Genomic DNA, 20,977 nt, shown 5'->3' with positions numbered 1-20,977 from the left:
ATATTGCAGTGGTAATTAAGTGTTGACACTTTACCCAACTTTCCGCTAGTTTAATTACCAGAGTGGTAATTAATAATTATAAATACACCGTCAACATTGAGGAAAATTCATGAGCAGAACACTTGTTACTCCCAACAGAATTAAATTCAGTAAGATCTCCACTGCAGTACTTTTAGGCATGTTAAGCAGCGCGTCTGCCAACCTTTACGCCCAAGAGTCAAACGAAGGTGAAATTGAAGCAATCACCATAAAAGGTGTGCGCGGAAGCCTATTAAAATCCCTAAATCAAAAAAGATTCGCAAATAAAGTGGTGGATGTTATTACCGCTGAAGATATTGGTAAGTTTCCAGAAGCTAACTTGTCTGAAGCAATTCAACGTGTACCAGGTGTCACCTTAAACCGAAATCCTACCGGTGAAGGGACTGCAATAAACTTACGTGGCCTTGGCCCTGAATTTACTTCAACCGAAGTGAACGGCATGTTAGCTGGGGGAAGCGATGGAACACGTGGCTTCTCTTTCGAAATTTTTCCTGCAGAATTATTTAACAGTGTAGAAATATCCAAATCGGTGACAGCAGACCAAGTGGAAGGGGGAATCGCTGGAAGCGTGTCTCTTTATACACCGGATCCGTTAGCCACCCAAGATCCAGTGCTCAATGTTTCTGTTTATAATAACTACAGTGACAATACCGGCACAAACAGCCCTAAAGCTTCCGTTGTGTTTAACCAAAACTGGGATGATACTTTTGGTATCAATGCCGCATTGGTTTACTCAGATACTGATATGCAAAATAACGAAGTACGTGGCAGTAGCCATAGTCCATTATCTGCCGTATGGGCCGGACCTGACGTGGGTGAAGAAGGTGGCGCTACTCAAGAGCAATTGGACGCATTGTATCCTCGTATCGAAAGTTTTGGTTACACTTCTGAGGAACGTGAAACCCTCGGTGCAGTTTTAGGTCTGCAATGGCGTCCTAATGATGATCTTGATATTAAAGCAAGAGCCCTTGTTGGTAAGATTGATGGTGACCGAGTTGAAACCATTTTGGATGCACCCTCAGAGAGTAATATTACCGCAGTGAGCAACACTGTAATAGAAAACGGTGTGGCAACTCAAGCAACGTTGACCGGTGTGCAACAGCGTGTTGGTGCAAGACAAGAGGCAATTGATGAAGAGGTTAACCAATTCACTTTAAGTGCAGATTGGCACATCTCAGATAGCTTGACGTTTTCACCTTATATTGGCCATTTCAGTCGTGAAAAGACTAACAGTAATGACTTGTTTTCATTTCGTAGAATGGAAGAGGACGGGAATTTCTATCCAGCTGATGTAAGTTACATTATGCGCGACTACTACCTAGAGTGGTCGACGCCGGATACCGACTTTGCTAGCAATCCAGAAGAGTTTGTTGTTAATGTATTCATTCGTCGTCCCCTTGAAACTAAAGATTCTAACAATACTTTGAAGTTGGATTTTGAATACGACAATGGCGACTTAATGAAAGTCGATTTTGGTTTGCGTTTTACCGACAGAGAATTGGAACAACAGCAAACTAGGACAAATATCAGAGCTGAAAATTTCTTAGCTGATGGTGTTACTCCTCTCAATCGTCGCACCGACTTACCCACTTTAGCGGATGTATATACTCCATTAGATCGTTTTATAGTGGATGGTGCTGATTTTGCTCCATCAACACTAGTTGGCGGCGATCCTGCACAAATTCTATCAACTTTCTTTAATGCCGATGGTTCGCCCATTGATGGTTTATACGAAGATGTAAATGAACCTTTTGAACTAATCAACAGCTTTGAATTGCAAGAACAAACCATTGCAGCCTATGCCCAGGCAAATATTGAAGTAAGTGAAAAACTAACTTTAAGTACTGGTTTACGTTTTGTTCGAACTTTGCAAACTATTGATTCACAGGTGACTACTGACTCCTCAGATGTAAATGCGTTTACTCCCGTTACCTTGAAAAGCGATTATCAAGAGATTTTACCTAACATGAACTTACGTTATGCATTGAATGACGATATGGTAGTGCGAGCGGCTTACTTTAAGAGTTTAACGCGTCCAGCGCTAGGTGAATTGGCTGCGTTCGAAAGCTTTAACGGCATCGATGAAGGGGGCGGTCTTGGTTCTCGTGGTAACCCTGATCTGCAACCGTTTACAGCGGATAACTATGACATTGGTTTTGAGTGGTACTTTACCAGTGAAGCTGTGGCAGCGATCAGTATATTCTATAAAGATTTAGATGGATTCATTGATACCTCATCGACTACAGAAATTAGAGAATTTCCCAGACAAAGTGATGGCGTGATTGTTAGTGGTCCTATTATCTTTACCCAACCAGCAAACGGCGTTGGTGCAACTATTACAGGTATTGAGTTAGCTTATCAATCTAGATTGGGATTCATCAGTGAGTCTTTAGATGATTTTGGTTTGTTGGCAAACTACACAATGATTGATAGCGCTGCTCAATATTCAGATGAAGGTGACGTACGTAACTCTGGTTTACCTGGATTATCAGAAAGTAGCTACAACTTAGCCTTGTATTATGATGTTCCTAACTTTAACGCCAGACTGTCTTACACATGGCGTGATGAATACTTAGTGGAATTTGCTTCAACTGCGGGTATTCCTCAATGGCAAGAAGAGTATGGACAGCTTGATTTCTCCGCTAGTTACAATGTGACTGATGCACTGCAAATACAAGTGCAAGGGTTAAATCTGTTGACTGAGCAAGAAGTTAATCGTTCAGTGCAAAATACTCCGTATGATCTTGCACAAATTGATAGACGCTTTGTTATTGGTGCTCGATATTCGTTTTAAGCACCGAAGCGAGATTAAGGAGCATCATTTGATGCTCCTTAAGTAACTCTATCTAAATACCTATCTAAACTAACATTTCTTATCGAGTGAAAAATCATGCCGAAGTTAGGTTTGTCAATTAGTTGCTCTGCGATCCTTTACGCACTGCTGATAAATGCTTGTACAACAATGTCGAATACGAAGACAGACTTGCCAACTTTGTTAGAGCAAGCAACCCAAAACCAAATAGCACCTGGGTTGCGCTATTTTAAACTGGATAGAGGTGAAATGTCTGGCTACTTTCAGTTAACTAGTCCAGTGTTGTCTGCCAGTGATGCTGAAGTCTTAGTCGATAGGTTGAACAAACAACTATTGGTAAACAACGCCAATAATAGCTCTCAAAGCTTAGAAGTTAAGATGCTTGATTTAATTGAAAAATCTCCAGAAGGCACTGACTTAGGAAAGTTGGTAACCATTAGTCAATTTCACTCCGTAACACAAGCGCAAGATATGCAACAAGATCTTGCTGAGAAGGGCTTTCAATTGCGTGCTTCCCATAGTAGCCAACGCAGTGGTGGCATGGGTAAGCAAGCAATCAGTATTCTTAAATTGGTACCATCTCAATACACAGGTGCATTGCGCTCATTTTTAGCTGAACAGCACATATCGGGAGTTGAAAAAACATCGGTAATAGCCAAAAGAAATCAAGGGATTGCAGCAGTTAATGGTGGTTTTTTTGCGTTTAACCCAAGTCAAGGAGTTATTGGCGATGTGGCGGGTATCGGGGTAATCAACGGTACCTTAGTGAGCGAAGCTGTGGCCGGCAGACCCGCTCTGTTAATCAAAAATAAACCATCACTATCTGTCGATATTTTAACAAATGTGCAATCTCATATTAGCCTGACAGTTGAAGAAGAAGTGTTCCATGTGGATGGCATAAATCGCTTAGCGGGAAAAATATTTAACTGTGGTTTTGATCATCCTAAAGTTGTTGCTATCCATGACTATGTTTGCCACAAAGCAGATGAGATCATCGTCTATAACCATTTTTTTGGCGGTCTTAATGAAGTTTTAAACAACAGCGAGTTTTACTTTTTCGTGGATGAAAATGATGCTGTCTATTTTAACTTGGCTAACACGTCAGAGGCTTTACCTAAAGGGCACCGCCTTGTTGTTGCTTCAGGCGATTCAGCTTCGAAATTAACAAAGCATATTTCACCAGCAGTTAAAGTAGCCATCACTCAGCGGATAACCAGTGATTCAGGTGAGTTGAGGTTAAGCAAGGGTATGTATCTGGTTAATGGTGGACCGACCCTATTAATTGATGGTAAGCAACCGATTTCTCAGCGCAGTAAGCAAGGTTGGGGAGTGAGCAATGTTGATAATGCCACTGCTGCAATTGATGCCCGAGACGAAATTTCGCCAGCATCCTCAACAAATAATCGAGTCAGTTTTTACCAAAATTGGGTGTTACAACGCCATCCCCGCACAGCCGTAGGCGTTACTGAAACGGGTGATGTCTATGTGGTGGTCGTGTATGGACGAGATCCGTTTAAAAGCATAGGCGCGTCAATCACAGAAATGTCAGAGCTTATGCTGGAATTGGGTGTTCAAAAGGCGATAAATCTCGATGGCGGCGGTTCCAGTGTGATGGTGGTAAATGGCCAGATAACCGGAAAGCCATCTGATAAAGACGGGGAAAGGGCAGTCGCTGAAGCGTTGATATTTACAGCGAATAAAAAGGTTTAGAAGTGGTAACGGGAATAAAAAATACAGTGAGAAAGAATTTAACTTCGGATGATTCCCTTATATTAGGAATTGATGGTGGTGGAACGAAATGCAAAGCCGTTTTGATGTCACCGGATAATGTCGTTTTAGGTGAGGGTACGGCAGGGCCTGGAAACCCAGTTTATGGATTAGAGCAGGCGAAAGAATCTATAAAAAGCAGTGCAATTATGGCTTTACAACAAGCTGGTATGAGCCCTAGGGAATTGGTGAATATTACCCTTGGAGTAGGTCTTGCCGGTGTGAACCTCCCTAAGCATTACGACAACATTATGAATTGGCAGCACCCATTTAAACAAATTTTTTTGGCAACGGATTTATTAATTGCCAGTTTAGGAGCCCACGACGGTGGAGATGGTGCCGTAATAGTGTCAGGAACGGGGTCCTGCGGATTTTCTTATGTCAATCAGAAGTCGACAATATTAGGCGGACATGGCTTTCCCCAAGGCGACAAAGGTAGCGGGGCTTGGTTTGGTTTAAAAGCCGCAGAACTGGTTCTGTTATCACTTGATGGGTTCGCTAAGCCCACACAACTTGCCGAAATCATGTTGGCTCAGCTTAACTTGAAAAATAGCGCAGAACTCACTGAAAAAGTTGCGGGTAAACCAGCGTCATTTTTTGCTCAACTAGCAAATTGCGTGTTTGTTGCGGCCGATGCCAAAGATGAATTAGCCTTATCCATCGTTAAAGAGGGCGCAGATTATATTAATACAATGGCGGAAAAATTGATGAACACCCATCCCCCTAGAATGTCCCTTATTGGAGGCTTAGGAAGGTCACTATTTCCACATTTAGGCCGAAGGGTTCAACATACTCTGTCTGCTCCCTTGTCGTCTCCAGAAGTAGGTGCTGTCTATTTTGCCAGACAAAATATCAATGGTTTCATACCTGAAAAATTAGTTTCAATCGTTACATAAATAAGAGTTTTACATGACCCAAACAATAATGGAAAAAGAAGCGCGGCAAACCCCAAGTGTTATTCGCCAGCAAATTCAACAAAATCATAAAACTATCACGGCGATTGCCGAAAAGCTGCATGCATTTGACCCTAAAATGGTAATGATAATTGGTCGAGGGTCATCAGATCATGCAGGTGTATTTGCCAAATATCTAATTGAAATTGAAGCGCAAATTCCAACCTTTGCAGCTGCACCTTCGGTTTCTAGCGTATATAACAAACAACTCGCTCTAGATAAGGCTTTAGTGATTGTTATTTCCCAGTCTGGACGCAGTCCAGATATATTAGCCCAAGCAAAAATGGCAAAAAAAGGCGGTGCATATTGTATTGCTCTGGTGAATGATGAAAGTTCGCCTTTACAAGATATAGTGGATGATGTTTTACCATTAAAGGCAGGCAAAGAAGAGTCGGTGGCGGCCACTAAAAGCTATCTTTCAACTCTCTCTGCGCTATTGCATTTAGTTGCAACCTGGACAAACAATCAAGGTTTACTTGACTCCCTAAATGAATTACCGAGTTTACTTGAAGCAATTATTGATTCACCCTCACAATTGATACCAACGGATGTTGATAACGTCAATAACTTAGTCGTATTGGGACGGGGACTGGGTTTTGCGGTTTCTAAAGAAATTGCATTGAAACTTAAAGAAGTATGCAGTATCCACGCAGAGGCGTTTAGCAGCGCTGAGTTTTTGCATGGCCCTATTACCTTGGTAGAACAAGGTTTAGCAATTTTAGACTGTCTGGTTTTGGACGAAAGTGAAGGGGCTCATCGGGAACAAATCAATGAAGTAAAACGACGAGGAGCTCAGGTTTTGCATCTACATCAAAACAGCTTGGCAGCCCATCCGCGGATTGCGCCTTTATTGGTGTTACAGCGTTTTTATATTGATGTCGCCCAGCTTTCAACACATCGTGGTTTAAATCCTGATGTGCCTTTGGGTTTGAATAAAGTCACCAAAACATTATGACCCAGAAAGTGAGATTGCACGTTCGAAAATTATTTGATGGACAGGCATACCATAGTGATCAAGTGCTGGTGATTGAAGGCAGAAATATCATTGCAATGGATCAGGATACTTCGCAAGTTGATATTGTGCTTAACGGTCTCGTAGCTCCTGGGTTCGTAGATTTACAAGTAAATGGTGGTGGTGGTGTATTGTTTAATGCCCAGCCAAACGTGGCGTCTTTAAAGATCATCTTTGCGGCTCACGCTAAGTTCGGCACGACAGGGTTAATGCCCACGGTGATTACCGATGATATCATTACTATGGAAAAGGCGGCTGATGCAGTTGCTGAAGGGATTAGCCAAAACCTTCCAGGGATCTTGGGGATACATTTTGAAGGCCCGCATATTTCTACAAGAAAAAAAGGTGCCCATAGTCAGCAATATATTCGTCCGATTACAGATCGAGAGTGGGCGCTGTTTAAACGTAAAGATCTAGGTAAAATTATCGTCACTCTAGCACCAGAAATGGTGCCTGATGAGCAAATAAAAGCCTTAGTTAGCTTAGGTGTTAAAGTCTGTATCGGGCACAGTAATGCTGATGCGGTGACGACCAATAAAGCCCTCGAAAGCGGAGCCAGCGGTTTTACCCATTTGTTTAATGCCATGTCGCCAATTTCGGCCAGAGAGCCTGGCGTAACAGGTGTCGCATTAACTTCTGAAGTGGCACGTTGCGGATTAATCGTAGATGGTCATCATGTGGATGATCTGAATATTCGACTAGCCCTCAAAGCTAAACCTACGGGGGGGATATTTTTAGTAACCGATGCTATGCCACCAGTGGGAACAGATGCTAAGGAATTTGAATTTTTTGATCGGCACGTAACAGTAAAAGATGGACGACTAATATCTACAACCGGGGAATTAGCAGGTGCAGCCATCGATATGGCATCCTCGGTAAGATATTGTCATTTTAAATTAGGTATTTGTTTGGATGAATCCATTCGATTAGCTAGCCAATATCCTAAAGATTATTTATCAGATTCACCTGTAAAAAGCGGTTCGACAGTTCAACTTGCACCAGGAATGCTCGCCAATTTTATTCAATTGGATGAGCAACTCGTTGTGCAGTCAACATGGGTAAACGGCAATAAGGTCTTTTCCACAGAAACAATGGCTAATGAGGTCTAAAATTATGCAAACTCTAACAACCAATAAAACCAGTACCTTTGTTCCAATGATCGTTGTTGGTATCTTGTTTTTTATTTTTGGTTTCGTTACTTGGCTTAACGGCTCATTAATTCCATTTCTTCAATTAGTCTGTGAACTAAATGAGTTTGAAGCTTTGTTTGTGACCTTTTCATTTTATATCGCTTACACGGTGATGGCGTTACCCATGTCCATCATTCTTAAAAAGACTGGCTATCGAAACGGTATGGCGCTAGGGCTTGGCATAATGGCGGTTGGCGCTTTACTTCATATACCCGCAGCTATTACTGCAAACTATGCCTTTTTTCTCATAGCCTTGTTTGTGTTAGCTGCAGGTTTAACCATATTACAAACCGCTTCAAATCCTTACATTGTATACTTAGGACCGGTTGAAAGTGCTGCAATGCGCATCAGCATCATGGGGTTAATTAACAAAAGTGCCGGCGTTTTAGTTCCTATTCTATTTACGTCTTTAATATTATCAGACATGGGAAATTACTCAGAAGATGCTCTTAGCGGTCTGTCTGAGGTAGCAAAAAATCAGCGTTTAATGGAATTATCACATAATCTAATCGTGCCATATGTGTTAATGGCCATCGCGCTGGCCGTTTTGATTGCCTTAGTGAAGTTCTCTGCGTTGCCTGAAATAAAATCGACTAACAGTGATTCTGAAGAAAGTGGCAGCAAAACATCCATTTTTCATTTTCCTCATACAGTGTTAGGCGCAATTGCGTTGTTTTTCTACGTAGGGGTAGAAGTGATTGCAGCGGATACCATTGGTCTTTACGGTTCCGCATTAGGAGTAAGTAACTTTGCAGGTTTAACCTCATTTACCATGGTGTTTATGGTCATTGGTTATCTGGTTGGCGTTACATGTATTCCGCGATTTGTCTCTCAAGAAAACGCGTTAGTAGCTTCAGGCATTGCCGGCTGTTTGTGTATCTTGGGTATTGTATTTTCTTCTACTCAATCTACAGGTATTGCCGACGTACTGTGGGGATGGTCTGGTATACCAGTTATTCCTAACACCATCACTTTTGTGGCATTAATGGGCCTAGCTCACGCTTTGGTGTGGCCGTCTGTATGGCCTTTAGCGTTAAAAGGGTTAGGGAATTACTCGGCTCAAGGCTCAGCGTTACTAATTATGGGTATCTCTGGTGGTGCAATTTTACCTTTATTATTTGGTAAAATCTCCCACGAAATTGGAGATTTACAATCTGCTTATTGGATTGGTTTACCATGTTATTTATATATTTTCTTTTACGCTTTTCGCGGACACGCTATCCGTTCATGGAAATAGTAGTTTAAATCTTAACCATCATTAAAAAATAGGCTCAGTATGAAATGTAAAATTGGATTGCTCTCGTTGTCACTAGTGCTTTTTGGATGCAATGATCAACAACAGACAAATCAAACCACTTTGGTTCCAGAAAAACCTAAAAATATTATTATGGTCGTGGGGGATGGCATGGGGCCAGCCTATATTAGTGCATATCGATATTTTCACGATGATCCTAATACTGCGGGAATGGAACAAACGGTTTTTGACCGCACTTTAGTGGGCATGAGTAGTACTTATCCAGCCTCAGTTTCAGGATATGTTACAGATTCTGCGGCCGGTGCTACTGCGTTATCTGCCGGGGTGAAGACTTACAACGGTGCCATTGCAATGGATGTTAACAAACAACCAGTTACCACAGTGTTAGAAGTATCAAAGCGTCTAGGTAAGAAAACTGGCGTGGTAGTCACCAGTCAGGTAAATCATGCTACACCTGCAGGCTTTATGTCCCATAATGTTGCCCGTGGAAACTACGATGAAATTGCCGATAGTTATGTCGAAAATTACCAGATGTATGATGTAGTGCTAGGAGGGGGCTGGAAATTCTTTTTACGTGAAGACAGAGACTTAGTCAGTGAGTTTAAGGAACTGGGTTATCAATATATTGATGATTATGCCGATTTAGAGACGGTTCAACAAGACAAGCCGTTATTTGGCTTGTTTGCTGATGTTGGTTTGCCATGGGCGTTGGACGACAGTGATCCTAATCGTTTAAAAACGATGACATCAACTGCGTTGAACCAACTTGAAAGTGATAAGGGATTTTTTATGTTGGTAGAGGCAAGCCAGGTTGATTGGGGCGGTCATAGCAACGATATCGCAGCTGCTATGGGAGAAATGCAAGATCTTGCCAGCACTCTGGAAATGCTCGAAGACTATGTTGCTCAGCATCCTGATACCTTAGTTGTGGTAACGGCTGACCACAGTACAGGCGGTATGACCTTAGGAGCCAATGGAAAGTATCAGTGGAACCCTGAAATTTTGCGTACCATGAAGCATTCACCTAGTTACATTGCTGAGCAACTGTTACACACTGATATTACGCCAGAACTTGCTGCTGAGTTACTAAACTTTAAGTTAACTGAATCTGAGCTTGCGCTGTTAAACAGCAGCAAAAATATTGCCGAAGATAACCCGTCTTCAACCAGCGAGGGAAATCCTTACGCAGATGCATCGGCTGACGCCGTAAAAAAATCGCTTTACGTCAATATCAAACATATTATTGATGCACGCACTCTTACCGGTTGGACATCAGGCGCTCATACGGCGGTAGACGTGCCAGTATTTGCATTTGGCAGCCATAGCGAATCCTTTGTAGGGCTAAGCAACAATACAGATATTGCCAAAACCGTATTTTCGTTGCTTGAACAGAAATAACCTAAGCTAAAAGTAGAGGTTACCGCGCATTTTACGGCGTAGTAACCCAACTTTTATTGGCTAATTAATAATGGAGATTGGCTTCAGGAACTATACTTTTTCTGAGTCACTCTCGTCTAAGTTCAATGCCAGCACCTCGCAGTTGAGTTCAGCCAAAATGGACTCAGCCGTATTTCCTAAAAAAGCTGCCGAAATGCCTTTTCGTGCTACTGTTCCTAAAATCACCAATTCTGCATCTATTTGTTTAACAACATTCGGGATGACTTTTTCAGGCATGCCAGCTACAACGTGTTTTTTGGCCATGTTGATGTCATGGTCTTTTTCCATACTATCGAGTTTATCACTGTGAAATTGAGCACTGTTGGCACTGAGTTTTTCTAAATTTATGGTAGGGAAATCGATGGCAGCACTCATGTTATGCACCATATAAGCACTGACGGTGTGTATTTCACTGTCACTTATCTGAGCAAACAGTTTTGCTGATTCTAAGATATCTTGATTCAACGCCACATGTTTTTCGTCTTTGGCTAACACATCAACCGCTGCTAAGATAGGTGCGTTTGTCCAACTTGAATGTTTTACCAGCAACAAGGGGGCTTTACAATACCGTAGTAAGTGCCTGTCGATTGGCATGGCAAAGGGATTAATGCTCATGGAGTCTGCGGTAATACGTTTAATAACCAGATCCGGTTGAATTCTCTCAACAGCATCTTCTATACCTTCATACACCTCGCGACACCATTCAACATGAGTGGTGCAACGAATATTCTTTTTCTCTAGATCTTCAGCAATGCTATTGAGATAAAGATAACGGTCTGCAACATATTGTTTCTTCATTTCTTTGCGATGGTCGCTTGAAAGTACGTCGGTTAGCTCTAAAATTGGCTCGTAAATTACATTCAAAAGGTGGATATGCACCTCATTATTCAACTCGGCAAATTTTAAAGCTCGAAGCAATGCCTCGTGCTGTTTACGTTTACCACTGATTACAACTAGAATTTTTTGCGGTGCTTGCATAGTAATCTCCATTAAAGAATCAAGATGATAGGTTTCGACCATACACCGATTATTAATTGACTATTTGATGTCGATCAAACTTGATGAACAAAGAGTTTAGTCGAATATCTTTTGTAAATAGCATTATTTAACCGCTGTTCACTGTGTTTTTATTTTTTCTGGAGAAGAAAGCGCTTCAAAACCATTAACCAAATCAGCAAGTTCTTCATCAATGGCACTTTGTCTAAGTTTATTAAATGACTTTTGCATTTGTTCTTGTAGCTCTTCTATATTTTTTTCAGCCCGTTGCATGGCGATAAGGCGACTCGCATTTTCGCTTGCGAGTGATTCAATGCATCCTCTAAAAATTGAGGTGAATATGTATTCTCTTATTAGTTTGCTAACGGTTGTTGCAGGTTCAACTAGAAGTTGGGGGAGGCATCTGGTAGGCCAAGGTCGGGAAACAAATTCGTGTTTCCATGCGTGGTCAAAAGGCAAAATCCGTTGATAGCATGGCCCGTAATTAGGTTTGTCTAAGGTACGATTAAAAAACAAATAAACTTCTTTCAAGTGTTTGTTTGTCTGAAGCTCTTCAACTTCCAGTAAAATCTCTGCTACAAATGAGGTAATACTGTCTATTGAGTTGGGGAGTGAAAAATGTCTTCCTAGTAAGGCTTTTTCTCCTTCGAGTAAAGATCGTACCCGTTCTCCAGCGGTCAAAATTACCTGAGTTGCAGCAAAGTCCTTGCGCTTTTCGTTTAGAAAATTGACTAAAATATCGTTGAATTGGCCGACTAATCCTTGGTCTGAGCCGATGACAATAATGCCTATTTGAGACTTGTGAGCTGCTGATTTTGAGATTCTATCAGTTGTTGGGTAATCACTTTTATCGGTATTGATAAAATATGCTGTCAATCCTAATTGCACGGTTCGATAGTAATCATCCAGTGAAAGGACGGCATTTTCATATTGGTTGATGTTTGCAGCTGCCATAGCTTTCATGGTTCTTACCACTGATTTTAAATCAGTTGCACTCACAATTTTACGTTGTAAATCACTATTCGATTCACTCATATCATGATTCGCCGTTAACCGCTTTGTGGTTAGCGTCAGTCTCGGAATCTCTTTGTAAAGGTGTTAAAACCTGTTTGAACATAGAAGAAATAAGTCCTAGTTCATCTTCCTTGAGGGGTTGCGCTAATGTTAATTTGCTTTGAATATCCTGATTAAGGGTAACTAACCCGTCTAGCACGGCATCTTGCGCCTGTTGAAGAGACGCTAGTGGAATTCCATCAAAGAAATGATGTGTAAGGGCTAAGAGTACAAGAATTTGTGCTGATACTGATAGGGGCGAGGATTCTGGTTGTTTCAGACATGCTCTAATGCGCTTTCCATGCTCTATCGTTGCTAGGCTACTTTCATCCAAACGGGCACCAAAGCGCGCAAATGATTCTAATTCTTCAAATTGCGCATATTCTAATTTCAATGTGCCTGAAACCGCTTTAAAACCAGCATGTTGGGCTTTTCCTCCCACTCTGGAAACGGATTTTCCCACATCAACAGCCGGTAATATCCCTAAATCAAATAATTTAGGCGATAAATAGATTTGCCCATCGGTAATTGAAATTAAGTTAGTGGGTATGTAGGCAGACATATTTTGTTCTTCCGTCTCAATAATAGGTAAGGCCGTAAGCGAGCCTCCGCCATTTTCTTCGTTTAAATGAGTTGAACGCTCCAGTAAACGTGAGTGCAAATAAAAAATGTCACCTGGAAAGGCTTCTCTTCCCGGAGGGCGGCGAAGCAATAATGATAGCTCCCGGTAGGAACGAGCGTGACGGGTTAAATCATCATAAACGATAAGTACATCCTTGCCAGCGTGCATGAAGTATTCGCCAATACTGGTTGCAGCGTAGGGAGCAATATAATCTAAGCCGGGAGGATCACTACCTTCTGTTGCCATAACAATTGTGTATTCAAGGGCATTATGTTGCTTTAGAGTGGCGATAGTTTTCGCAATGGATGAGGATTTCTGGGCGATAGCGCAGTAGATACATATGACATTTTTGCCATGCTGGTTAAGAATAGTATCAATGGCAATTGACGTTTTGCCAGTTTGACGGTCGCCCATAATGAGTTCCCGTTGTCCCCGGCCTACGGGCAGTAGGGCATCTAACACTTTAATTCCCGTTTGTAACGGCTCGGTCACTGGTAACCGTGACATGATCTCTGGAGCGGGACGCTCTATGGGTAAACGCGGAGTTTGTGAAAGCTGACCTTTGTTGTCCATAGCGTGGCCAAGTGGGTCGATAACACGGCCTAATAAGTGTTCGCCCACGACAATGTCCATTACCCGCCCAGTCCGTTTTACTTGATCCCCTACGCTTAACTGACAATAGTCTCCTAGCAGTACCACGCCGACTTCGTCTTCATCTAAATTAAATGCAATACCGTAAATATTGTTTGGGAAAAGCACCAATTCTTCAAAGCCAACACCCGGTAGCCCGGTCACCGAGGCTATTCCTGGGGATACGCTGTTAACAATTCCGACTTCTTCCAGTAAGCAGTTGATCTTTCCGTGAGCATTGGACTGATTCAGCTGATCAAACAGTAAATCATACTGTTGTTTTAAACTTGCTTGCGGTTCCTGTTTCATTTTTGTTTCTGCGCTTTAGTTAATTTAACCGATACTTGATTGCGGTGTGTCTGAACTTTCTACCTGGGTTGCTTTGATAATATGCTCTGAAGTGAGTTTAGGTTGTTGCTGCAGAAGATTTGTTTGCATTGAGTCTAGGTAACTTTGTGTGCTCCAAGGAACCTTCCAACCATCAAAAACAACTTCGATGCCACAAATTAATTCTGGCGTAATCTTGTAGGTAAACTGAAGTTCTCTAAGCGTATCTTTTGCATCAACTTTTTTTGTATAGGTTCGATGAAACCATTGTTGCAAAGAGTCTTTTTGTGATGAAGTTAGTTCGAAGGAGCTGTGAATGTATATTTGCGGTGTATTCGAATTCACCGCTCTATTTATCTCGTTGTGTTGTTCAGTATTCAAGCTGTTAAGTTGTCCCATCAATTTGTTGAACATTAAGGTTTGTAACTGAGTATCAGCAAGATCATGGAGTACTCTTTGACTAGTGGCAAAGACCTCCTGCATGCTTCTTTGCACAATTTGGTGCTGTAAAGCTTGTATTTCTTGTTCAATTCCATGCAGGCGAGTTTCCAGAATTTCAGCTCCTTGTTGTTGCACCATATTCAGCAATTCTTGACTTTTAACTTTGGCTTCTTGGTGGGCTTTATTGATAATTTCCCGGCGTTGATCTTCAATTTGACTTAATTTAACTTGATACTCTGATTGCAGGGCCTTGGCTTTCTCATTTTTGCTATTCGCATCATTCAAAATTTGCGCTATTTTGGTTTCTCGTTTGTTCAAACCTGCAATAATTGGGTGATACAAAAAGCGTTTCAACAACCACAGCAAAATTAAAAAGTTAAGGGTTTGAGCTACTAGGGTAAACCAATCAATTGGCATTTTTAACTTCCTGCTTTATCGACAAAATAGTTCCAAAATGGATTACTAAACAGCACAATCATGGAAACCACAAAACAATAAATAGCCGTTGATTCAATCATCGCTAAACCTACAAACAATGTTCGCGTTATGGTTGATGAGGCATCGGGTTGTTGAGCGAGGGCTTTTAATGCATTTGCGATAGCAGACCCTTCCGCTAATGAAGGGCCAAGTACCCCTATACCAATCGTCAGTCCTGCAGTTATGATCGAACAAATTGCAATTAGGGTGAGGTTATCCATTGTTTTTCTCCTGTACAGAAACGGATATTGAAGTGTGTTGTTGCGAGTTTTGCTGGTCTTCGGCTGTGGCTGCGGCAATATACACAGCTGCCAGAATAAAGAAGATATAGGCTTGTACCATGCCGGTTAATAACCCTAATAAAGACATAATGATAGGGAACACAAAAGGCGATATTACGAGTAAAATTGCCAAGATCATGCTCCCGCTCATCATATTCCCAAATAAGCGTACGGATAACGCTAAAGTACGAGAAAGCTCACCTATAATATTAAACGGCAGCATAAAAAAGTTGGGTTGAGCATATGAGCGCAAATATTTCATCAAGCCTTGTTGTTTTATTCCGTAAAAAGGAACTGAAATAAACACACAGAGTGACAGTGCAATTGTGGTGGATAAAGAACCGGTTGGGGGCTCATAATTTGGAAATATTGTGAGTAAATTAGCCATCGCAATAAACAAAAACAAGGTACCTAAAAACCCTATGTATTTTGCGGGGTTACGCAAACCTGCTTGGTTTATTTGTTGGATAATAGTCACCACCAAGACTTCTAAACCATTTTGCCAGCGACTCGGTCGCAATTGACTATTTAAATTGCGGGTAATGAGGTAAGCGCAAAGTACTAAAATGAACATTATCAACCAAGTAAAAACGATAGTGGCATTGAGCTTTAAAAAACCAAATTGCCAATAGATGATTTCATCGGGTGTAATATGCATTGTTCTAACCTTTTTTCAGTTACTTCTTATCAGTTTGAAAATCGTTGGTTTAGTTTTGTCTTGTGATCATGCAGGCTCTGGTTTTCCACTAACGGCCAATACTCTATTGATAATAACTCGACCAATTAAGAAACCTAGCAGACATAAAATCAGCAGCCAAAACTGTTGATTTGAAATAAAGTAAAAGCCAACCAGGGTTATGCTCATACGCAATACAAATCCGCCAATGAACCAGCGTTCAGGGTGGGGCGATTGCAGTCCTTTTTGTACCGTAAACCATAAGCTGTAAAAAAAACTACTACCTAAAATGACACCTGCAACTAAGGCAAATAACATACTGTAGTGTTCTATCATGGTTTGTCCTCCTCTTCTGAAATAGCGTTATTTTTTGGGGGAGCACTCTCATCACCAATTGCGCGGTGTTCTTTGCTTACCCAGCCCCAAGCCGTAAAACAACCAATGGCTAAACCTGCGAGTAATAACGCTAGGGTCCAAGAACGTTGATTGTCGAAGTTGTTGTCTATCCAAATCCCTAAAATCACACCAAGAAAAGTGGGGACCGCCACCGACCAACCAATCATTCCCATCATCCCCAAACCAAACCATACGCCGGGGGATGAACGGCGTTTAGCCCTTAATTTTAGTTGTGCTTTTGTTTCAACTTGTTTTACTAAAGAATGCCTTGTTTGTTTTTGGGGTTGCTGTTTAACGCCAGTTTTACTCATGGTTAATCAATCTTTCGATATAGATGAAAACTGTTTTAAGAAAGTGGTTTCCAATTTGGCTAATACACTTCGCAATTCCAACTGTTCCTGATCCGCCTTTAAAAACTCTTGTTCCACTGTTTGGTGTAATTGCTCTAAAGAACTCCCAACGACAGCTCTGCGCACTGATATGAGAACTTGCTTGCCAGTTTTAACTAGCATCCCTTCGTCTACTGCGATATAGGAATGCTGATTAGCTAAGTTTTGATAGGTTAAAATTCCAGGGACAACGGGTGTCACACAATCAAGCCTATTCGCTAATATCCCGAAGCTGCCTTCTGGTGTTTCTACAACCACACTAACCACATCTTGTAATTCCAAAAAGACCTGGTTGGGGAGTAAAATTTTAACTAGCATGGTGATTTTCCTGTTGCTCAGGCTCAACATTATTGGTTTTGGGTTTTGATGCTTCATTGATGTCACCAATCATGTAGAGCGCGCTTTCTGGATACTCATCAAAACTACCCTGTAAAATTTGCTCGCAGCCACTGAGGGCATTTTCTAGGCTTACAAATTTCCCCTTCATTCCAGTAAATTGTTCAGTAGTGAAAAAGGGCTGGGTAAAAAAACGTTCTAAACGGCGAGCTCGGATAACAATTTTACGATCCTTATTGGCAAGCTGTTCTAATCCAAGCATTGCTATAATGTCTTTTAATTCATCATATTGGGCTAAAACTTCTCTCACTTCTTGGGCTATTTTGTAATGCCGCTCACCCACGATATTGGCTGTGGCCAAGCTGGAGCTGGATTGCAGTGGGTCGATTGAAGGGTATAGGCCTTCACTGGCCCGTTTGCGTGAAAGTACTAAGGTGGCTGACAGATGGGAGAATGTGTGTGTGGCTGCAGGGTCAGTAAAGTCGTCAGCGGGGACGTATACTGCTTGAATAGAGGTAATAGCGCCATTTTGCGTATTTGCAATGCGTTCTTCTAAACCGGATAGTTCGGTTCCTAAGGTGGGTTGGTATCCCATTCGAGAGGGCATTTGCCCCATTAACCCTGAGACTTCTGAACCAGCTTGAATAAAGCGAAAAATGTTGTCGATTAATAGCAGCACATCTTTATGCTCATCATCACGAAAGTATTCTGCCATGGTTAGCGCACTATGACCGATACGAAAACGGCTGCCCGGTGGTTCGTTCATCTGTCCGAATAACATGACCATGCTATCTAATACGCCAGCTTCCTTCATTTCCCGGTAGAGCTCTTCTCCTTCGCGGCAACGCTCACCAATCCCACAAAATATACTTACCCCTTGTTGATGGCTTACCATATTGTGGATCATTTCCGTTAATAGTACGGTTTTACCCACACCAGCCCCGCCAAACAATCCTGCCTTCCCCCCCCGTTCAAGGGGACACAAAACATCAACAATTTTGATCCCAGTTTCAAAAATTTGTAACTGGCTAGACAGTTTAGACAAAGGGGGAGGAGCTTGGTGGACACTGCGGCGCTGGCATTGATGATCAAAGTCTTTCCCATCTATGGGCTTGCCGAACACATTAAACATGCGCGATATATTTTGTTTGCCAATGGGAACAGTTAGAGGCTGACCTGAGTTTTCAGCTTGCATTCCTCTGGCTAATCCTTGGGTAGGAGTAAGGGCGATAGTACGAACCTTGTTGCCAGGTAATTGGGTTAGTACTTCTAAGGCGATAGCGCGATTTTTAGCATAAATAATAGTATGGATAGCTGGTGGTTTATGTTCAAATTTAATTTCTACAATACTTCCACGCACGGCACTCACCACGCCAAATTGCTTGGGACTGTGCTGCTTCGACTTTGTTACCGTATTAGTGGGTTCCATTCTTGACATTAACGATCTGCCTTAGTCTAGAAGAAAATTATTTTTTACCGATGCTACCAAGTGATTACTAAATTTATTTACCCTTGATTTAGCTTGTTTCAAACTATCTTAAAAATGCCTACTTTTACGCTAATTAAAATTTAGAAATCGGAGGTCGTTTTTAAATTTTCAACGCCAAAACTGATGCCTAAACAAAGTGCGCTTTGTAAGGTAATGTTATCTTTAGCGACCCCTTTTGTTTGATTTGCCACTTGTTCTAACGGTACGCTGGTCAATTGATTTTTCTGTTGAACTACCACTCGGCCATATAACTTTTCAGCGACGAGTCTAGCGGCAAATGCACCAACGTTTGTTGCAAAAATCCTGTCATTTGCAGTGGGAGATCCACCGCGTTGAATATGCCCTAAAGCGGTGGCTCTTACTTCACCTTTCAAGCGCGTTTCCAATTGCCCCTTTAATACATCTGAAATGCCCCCCAGACGGATTGGATCTGGGCTATCTGAAATCGTTTCTTGCACAGCCATAGCACCATTTTTAGGCTTAGCACCTTCAGCAACAACAATGATTGAGTAGTGTTGCTCACTGGCCCGTAATTCACATGCCTTCACTATTTCATCAAGATCGTATGGAAACTCGGGGATCAAAATGACATCTGCACCACCGGCGACACCTGCATGCAGTGCTATCCAGCCTGCGTAGCGGCCCATGGTTTCAAGGATCATAATGCGTTTATGTGAGTGCCCTGTTGTACGCAGTCTGTCAATGGCTTCGGTGACAATTGAAACGGCAGTTTGAAAGCCAAACGTGCGCTCAGTACACATTAAATCGTTATCAATGGTTTTAGGCACACCAACAATATTCATCCCCAGCTTAGACAGCTCATAGGCAATGGACATAGTGCCATCCCCCCCAATCATCACCACTGCGTCTAAACCTAGCTTATGATAATAAGACATCACATCTGCCGAGCAGTCTCTGCCTTGATAATCAAAAGGATTGGCTTTATTGCTAGTGCCTAAAATCGTACCACCTAGAGGAAGGATCCCACTGCAATCTGCATAGCTAAGTTGACGAACATGACGTTTCAATAAACCATCAAAACCATCTTCAATACCTATAATTTCAGCATTATTGTTTAGCATTAATGATTTCGCTACAGCTCGTATTGCAGCATTTAAACCCTGACAATCACCACCGCCAGTAAGAATGCCTATGCGCATTTATCAACTTCCTAGGTTTATTCAATATCAATGTCGTGTTGTATGTTGAGCATTAATTATTTTCAGACTTTACCACTATAGTGTGATTACGCTATTAGTAATAACCCTTAGTTTGGTCAATTATGTAGACGCAATTTACAGCGTTTAAATCACTCTAGAATATGGGAAGATATTCCCTTAAAGACTATTGAGGGATGATTCAAGCATAAAAAAAGACGCTAAAAAGCGTCTTCATTTGTGTGTTTTTACGGCTAGATAGGGTTAGATTCCCATCCCTTTTACAAGCTGGCAATGGTATCCGCCTTGTTGTATTTTCCGCTGGTCAAAAAGCTATTCATTTTTTCTGGGTTTTCACCGTATTGTTCGACGAAATTAACCAGATCAAGTTCATTGCATTTAACATTTTCAACAACGAAACGTTTGCTTAAACGCGAGTCGTTAATTGCTTTGGATAATTTAGCTTTGCTGCCTTTAGTTGCGGCAACACATAATTTGGTTGTAATAGAATTATCAGTAGGGACTATTACGTTTGAAGCATTTGCTAGTCCAATTGAGCTGATGGCTAAAACTGAAATTGCGATTGATTTAGTTAATGTATTCATTGTTTTTTTTCCTTTGGTCTTAGTTTGGTGTAGCGATTGTGATTCACAGTACATAGAGCAAAGGAAATGCCAAAAATTATTTTTGTTTATAATCAATGATTTAGTTATTTTCATAAAATATAGGAATGAGTTTATTAGTTATTTTGACTATGTCAATTTATGTTTTGACCAAAAAATAGCAATTTTAACAAATGAGTACTATTTTGCTAAGAATTGGGCCGTTTGGCAGATGTCATTCTATAACAGTGTGCAATTGTTGATGGGGTAATAATAATTACACACTTTAGAGAGGAGGGGATTTTACTTAGTCTGTCTGATGAAGAAGCCTGTATCTTTGCTTAATTTTTGAGGGAATTAAATAGTGTTACAAGTTGCACTAATTTGTGAGGGCTTAAGGAGAAAACAACAAGGTTTTATTATTTAAAAACCCATGAACTCCGTAGCTCCTCAACAAAAGAATTTGAAAGTACTTAGTCACGTTTTCCTTATGCAACTGAGATTAATTAGCTGGTTCCTAAGGCCTGTTGATCTTTGCTGTACATATTTCACTCAGCAATACATCGGCAACCACATCATCGAAAATGCCAGTGAAACCATACTGGCATAATTCCTTGCTAACTTTTCATACCTCGTTGAT

The 20,977-nt window shown here is 41.4% G+C and carries 19 protein-coding genes and 1 pseudogene; 7 read left to right on the top strand and 13 right to left on the bottom strand.

The annotated features are described in order from the left end of the window. The first annotated feature begins 109 nt into the window (after positions 1 to 109). The 7 genes from ACYVIL_RS13970 to ACYVIL_RS13940 all read left to right on the top strand — a co-directional run bounded on the left by ACYVIL_RS13970 (position 110) and on the right by ACYVIL_RS13940 (position 10,426). Positions 110 to 2,833: a TonB-dependent receptor gene (locus ACYVIL_RS13970; protein WP_460312900.1), complete on the top strand. Its 2,724-nt coding sequence runs from the start codon at positions 110 to 112 to the stop codon at positions 2,831 to 2,833. Positions 2,834 to 3,001: 168 nt separating this feature from the next. Next, entirely contained in the window at positions 3,002 to 4,561 is a 1,560-nt protein-coding gene (locus ACYVIL_RS13965) for a phosphodiester glycosidase family protein (protein WP_460312898.1), read from the top strand. A 26-nt stretch (positions 4,562 to 4,587) separates the two neighbouring features. Beyond that, entirely contained in the window at positions 4,588 to 5,514 is a 927-nt protein-coding gene (nagK, locus tag ACYVIL_RS13960) for an N-acetylglucosamine kinase (protein WP_303473841.1), read from the top strand. A gap of 13 nt (positions 5,515 to 5,527) precedes the next feature. Further along, positions 5,528 to 6,526, top strand: coding sequence for a glucosamine-6-phosphate deaminase NagB-II (nagB-II, locus tag ACYVIL_RS13955; RefSeq protein ID WP_303473842.1), 999 nt, complete (start codon positions 5,528 to 5,530; stop codon positions 6,524 to 6,526). Beyond that, entirely contained in the window at positions 6,523 to 7,692 is a 1,170-nt protein-coding gene (nagA, locus tag ACYVIL_RS13950) for an N-acetylglucosamine-6-phosphate deacetylase (protein ID WP_460312895.1), read from the top strand. The genes nagB-II and nagA overlap by 4 nt, the downstream gene beginning before the upstream one ends. A 4-nt stretch (positions 7,693 to 7,696) precedes the next feature. Further along, positions 7,697 to 9,010, top strand: coding sequence for a sugar MFS transporter (locus ACYVIL_RS13945; protein WP_460312893.1), 1,314 nt, complete (start codon positions 7,697 to 7,699; stop codon positions 9,008 to 9,010). A gap of 39 nt (positions 9,011 to 9,049) precedes the next feature. Further along, positions 9,050 to 10,426, top strand: a complete 1,377-nt coding sequence (locus ACYVIL_RS13940) for an alkaline phosphatase (RefSeq protein WP_460312891.1) — start codon at positions 9,050 to 9,052, stop codon at positions 10,424 to 10,426. 90 nt (positions 10,427 to 10,516) lie between these two features. Here ACYVIL_RS13940 and uspE read toward each other — a convergent pair whose 3' ends face one another. The 13 genes and pseudogenes from uspE to ACYVIL_RS13875 form a co-directional block, all read right to left on the bottom strand. Then, a complete protein-coding gene (gene uspE, locus ACYVIL_RS13935) occupies positions 10,517 to 11,443 on the bottom strand; it encodes a universal stress protein UspE (protein WP_303473847.1) in 927 nt (308 codons plus the stop codon). Positions 11,444 to 11,581: 138 nt separating this feature from the next. Then, complete coding sequence (locus ACYVIL_RS13930) at positions 11,582 to 12,496, bottom strand: F0F1 ATP synthase subunit gamma (protein WP_303473848.1); 915 nt, start codon at positions 12,494 to 12,496, stop codon at positions 11,582 to 11,584. A gap of 1 nt (position 12,497) precedes the next feature. Continuing rightward, complete coding sequence (locus tag ACYVIL_RS13925) at positions 12,498 to 14,075, bottom strand: alternate F1F0 ATPase, F1 subunit alpha (RefSeq protein ID WP_460312889.1); 1,578 nt, start codon at positions 14,073 to 14,075, stop codon at positions 12,498 to 12,500. 24 nt (positions 14,076 to 14,099) lie between these two features. Continuing rightward, a complete protein-coding gene (locus ACYVIL_RS13920; RefSeq protein WP_460312887.1) occupies positions 14,100 to 14,951 on the bottom strand; it encodes a F0F1 ATP synthase subunit B family protein in 852 nt (283 codons plus the stop codon). Between the two features lie 2 nt (positions 14,952 to 14,953). Further along, positions 14,954 to 15,232 (bottom strand): F0F1 ATP synthase subunit C, encoded by a 279-nt coding sequence (locus tag ACYVIL_RS13915; RefSeq protein ID WP_303473851.1) that lies wholly within the window; start codon positions 15,230 to 15,232, stop codon positions 14,954 to 14,956. Continuing rightward, a complete protein-coding gene (locus ACYVIL_RS13910) occupies positions 15,225 to 15,950 on the bottom strand; it encodes a F0F1 ATP synthase subunit A (RefSeq protein WP_460312885.1) in 726 nt (241 codons plus the stop codon). The genes ACYVIL_RS13915 and ACYVIL_RS13910 overlap by 8 nt, the downstream gene beginning before the upstream one ends. Positions 15,951 to 16,016: 66 nt before the next feature. Then, positions 16,017 to 16,304 carry an N-ATPase subunit AtpR gene (locus ACYVIL_RS13905; RefSeq protein ID WP_303473853.1) on the bottom strand — a complete coding sequence of 96 codons (288 nt, stop codon included), beginning with the start codon at positions 16,302 to 16,304 and terminating at the stop codon, positions 16,017 to 16,019. Beyond that, the gene (locus ACYVIL_RS13900; RefSeq protein WP_460312883.1) at positions 16,301 to 16,675 is read right to left on the bottom strand and encodes an AtpZ/AtpI family protein; all 375 of its coding nucleotides are present in this window, start codon (positions 16,673 to 16,675) and stop codon (positions 16,301 to 16,303) included. The genes ACYVIL_RS13905 and ACYVIL_RS13900 overlap by 4 nt, the downstream gene beginning before the upstream one ends. A 6-nt stretch (positions 16,676 to 16,681) precedes the next feature. Further along, entirely contained in the window at positions 16,682 to 17,071 is a 390-nt protein-coding gene (locus ACYVIL_RS13895; RefSeq protein WP_460312881.1) for a F0F1 ATP synthase subunit epsilon, read from the bottom strand. Beyond that, on the bottom strand, positions 17,061 to 18,518 hold the full coding sequence (gene atpD / locus ACYVIL_RS13890) for a F0F1 ATP synthase subunit beta (RefSeq protein WP_460313042.1): 1,458 nt from the start codon (positions 18,516 to 18,518) through the stop codon (positions 17,061 to 17,063). Before atpD ends, ACYVIL_RS13895 begins: the two co-directional genes overlap by 11 nt. 140 nt (positions 18,519 to 18,658) lie before the next feature. Beyond that, positions 18,659 to 19,738, bottom strand: a complete 1,080-nt coding sequence (locus ACYVIL_RS13885; RefSeq protein ID WP_460312879.1) for a 6-phosphofructokinase — start codon at positions 19,736 to 19,738, stop codon at positions 18,659 to 18,661. A gap of 278 nt (positions 19,739 to 20,016) precedes the next feature. Then, positions 20,017 to 20,340 carry a DUF3718 domain-containing protein gene (locus ACYVIL_RS13880; RefSeq protein ID WP_460312877.1) on the bottom strand — a complete coding sequence of 108 codons (324 nt, stop codon included), beginning with the start codon at positions 20,338 to 20,340 and terminating at the stop codon, positions 20,017 to 20,019. A 549-nt stretch (positions 20,341 to 20,889) separates the two neighbouring features. Beyond that, positions 20,890 to 20,977 (bottom strand): annotated as a pseudogene (locus tag ACYVIL_RS13875) (IS5/IS1182 family transposase); the annotation flags it as partial.

The sequence above is a fragment of the Aliiglaciecola aliphaticivorans genome (genome assembly GCF_054782055.1).
This window is presented reverse-complemented; position numbering and strand designations above follow the sequence as displayed.

Coding starts and splice junctions, on each gene's coding strand:
- ACYVIL_RS13970 (WP_460312900.1), top strand. CDS start 110: ATGAGCAGAACACTTGTTACTCCCAACAGAATTAAATTCAGTAAGATC.
- ACYVIL_RS13965 (WP_460312898.1), top strand. CDS start 3,002: ATGTCGAATACGAAGACAGACTTGCCAACTTTGTTAGAGCAAGCAACC.
- nagB-II (WP_303473842.1), top strand. CDS start 5,528: ATGACCCAAACAATAATGGAAAAAGAAGCGCGGCAAACCCCAAGTGTT.
- nagA (WP_460312895.1), top strand. CDS start 6,523: ATGACCCAGAAAGTGAGATTGCACGTTCGAAAATTATTTGATGGACAG.
- ACYVIL_RS13945 (WP_460312893.1), top strand. CDS start 7,697: ATGCAAACTCTAACAACCAATAAAACCAGTACCTTTGTTCCAATGATC.
- ACYVIL_RS13940 (WP_460312891.1), top strand. CDS start 9,050: ATGAAATGTAAAATTGGATTGCTCTCGTTGTCACTAGTGCTTTTTGGA.
- uspE (WP_303473847.1), bottom strand. CDS start 11,443: ATGCAAGCACCGCAAAAAATTCTAGTTGTAATCAGTGGTAAACGTAAA.
- ACYVIL_RS13930 (WP_303473848.1), bottom strand. CDS start 12,496: ATGAGTGAATCGAATAGTGATTTACAACGTAAAATTGTGAGTGCAACT.
- ACYVIL_RS13925 (WP_460312889.1), bottom strand. CDS start 14,075: ATGAAACAGGAACCGCAAGCAAGTTTAAAACAACAGTATGATTTACTG.
- ACYVIL_RS13920 (WP_460312887.1), bottom strand. CDS start 14,951: ATGCCAATTGATTGGTTTACCCTAGTAGCTCAAACCCTTAACTTTTTA.
- ACYVIL_RS13915 (WP_303473851.1), bottom strand. CDS start 15,232: ATGGATAACCTCACCCTAATTGCAATTTGTTCGATCATAACTGCAGGA.
- ACYVIL_RS13910 (WP_460312885.1), bottom strand. CDS start 15,950: ATGCATATTACACCCGATGAAATCATCTATTGGCAATTTGGTTTTTTA.
- ACYVIL_RS13905 (WP_303473853.1), bottom strand. CDS start 16,304: ATGATAGAACACTACAGTATGTTATTTGCCTTAGTTGCAGGTGTCATT.
- ACYVIL_RS13900 (WP_460312883.1), bottom strand. CDS start 16,675: ATGAGTAAAACTGGCGTTAAACAGCAACCCCAAAAACAAACAAGGCAT.
- ACYVIL_RS13895 (WP_460312881.1), bottom strand. CDS start 17,071: ATGCTAGTTAAAATTTTACTCCCCAACCAGGTCTTTTTGGAATTACAA.
- atpD (WP_460313042.1), bottom strand. CDS start 18,518: ATGGAACCCACTAATACGGTAACAAAGTCGAAGCAGCACAGTCCCAAG.
- ACYVIL_RS13885 (WP_460312879.1), bottom strand. CDS start 19,738: ATGCGCATAGGCATTCTTACTGGCGGTGGTGATTGTCAGGGTTTAAAT.
- ACYVIL_RS13880 (WP_460312877.1), bottom strand. CDS start 20,340: ATGAATACATTAACTAAATCAATCGCAATTTCAGTTTTAGCCATCAGC.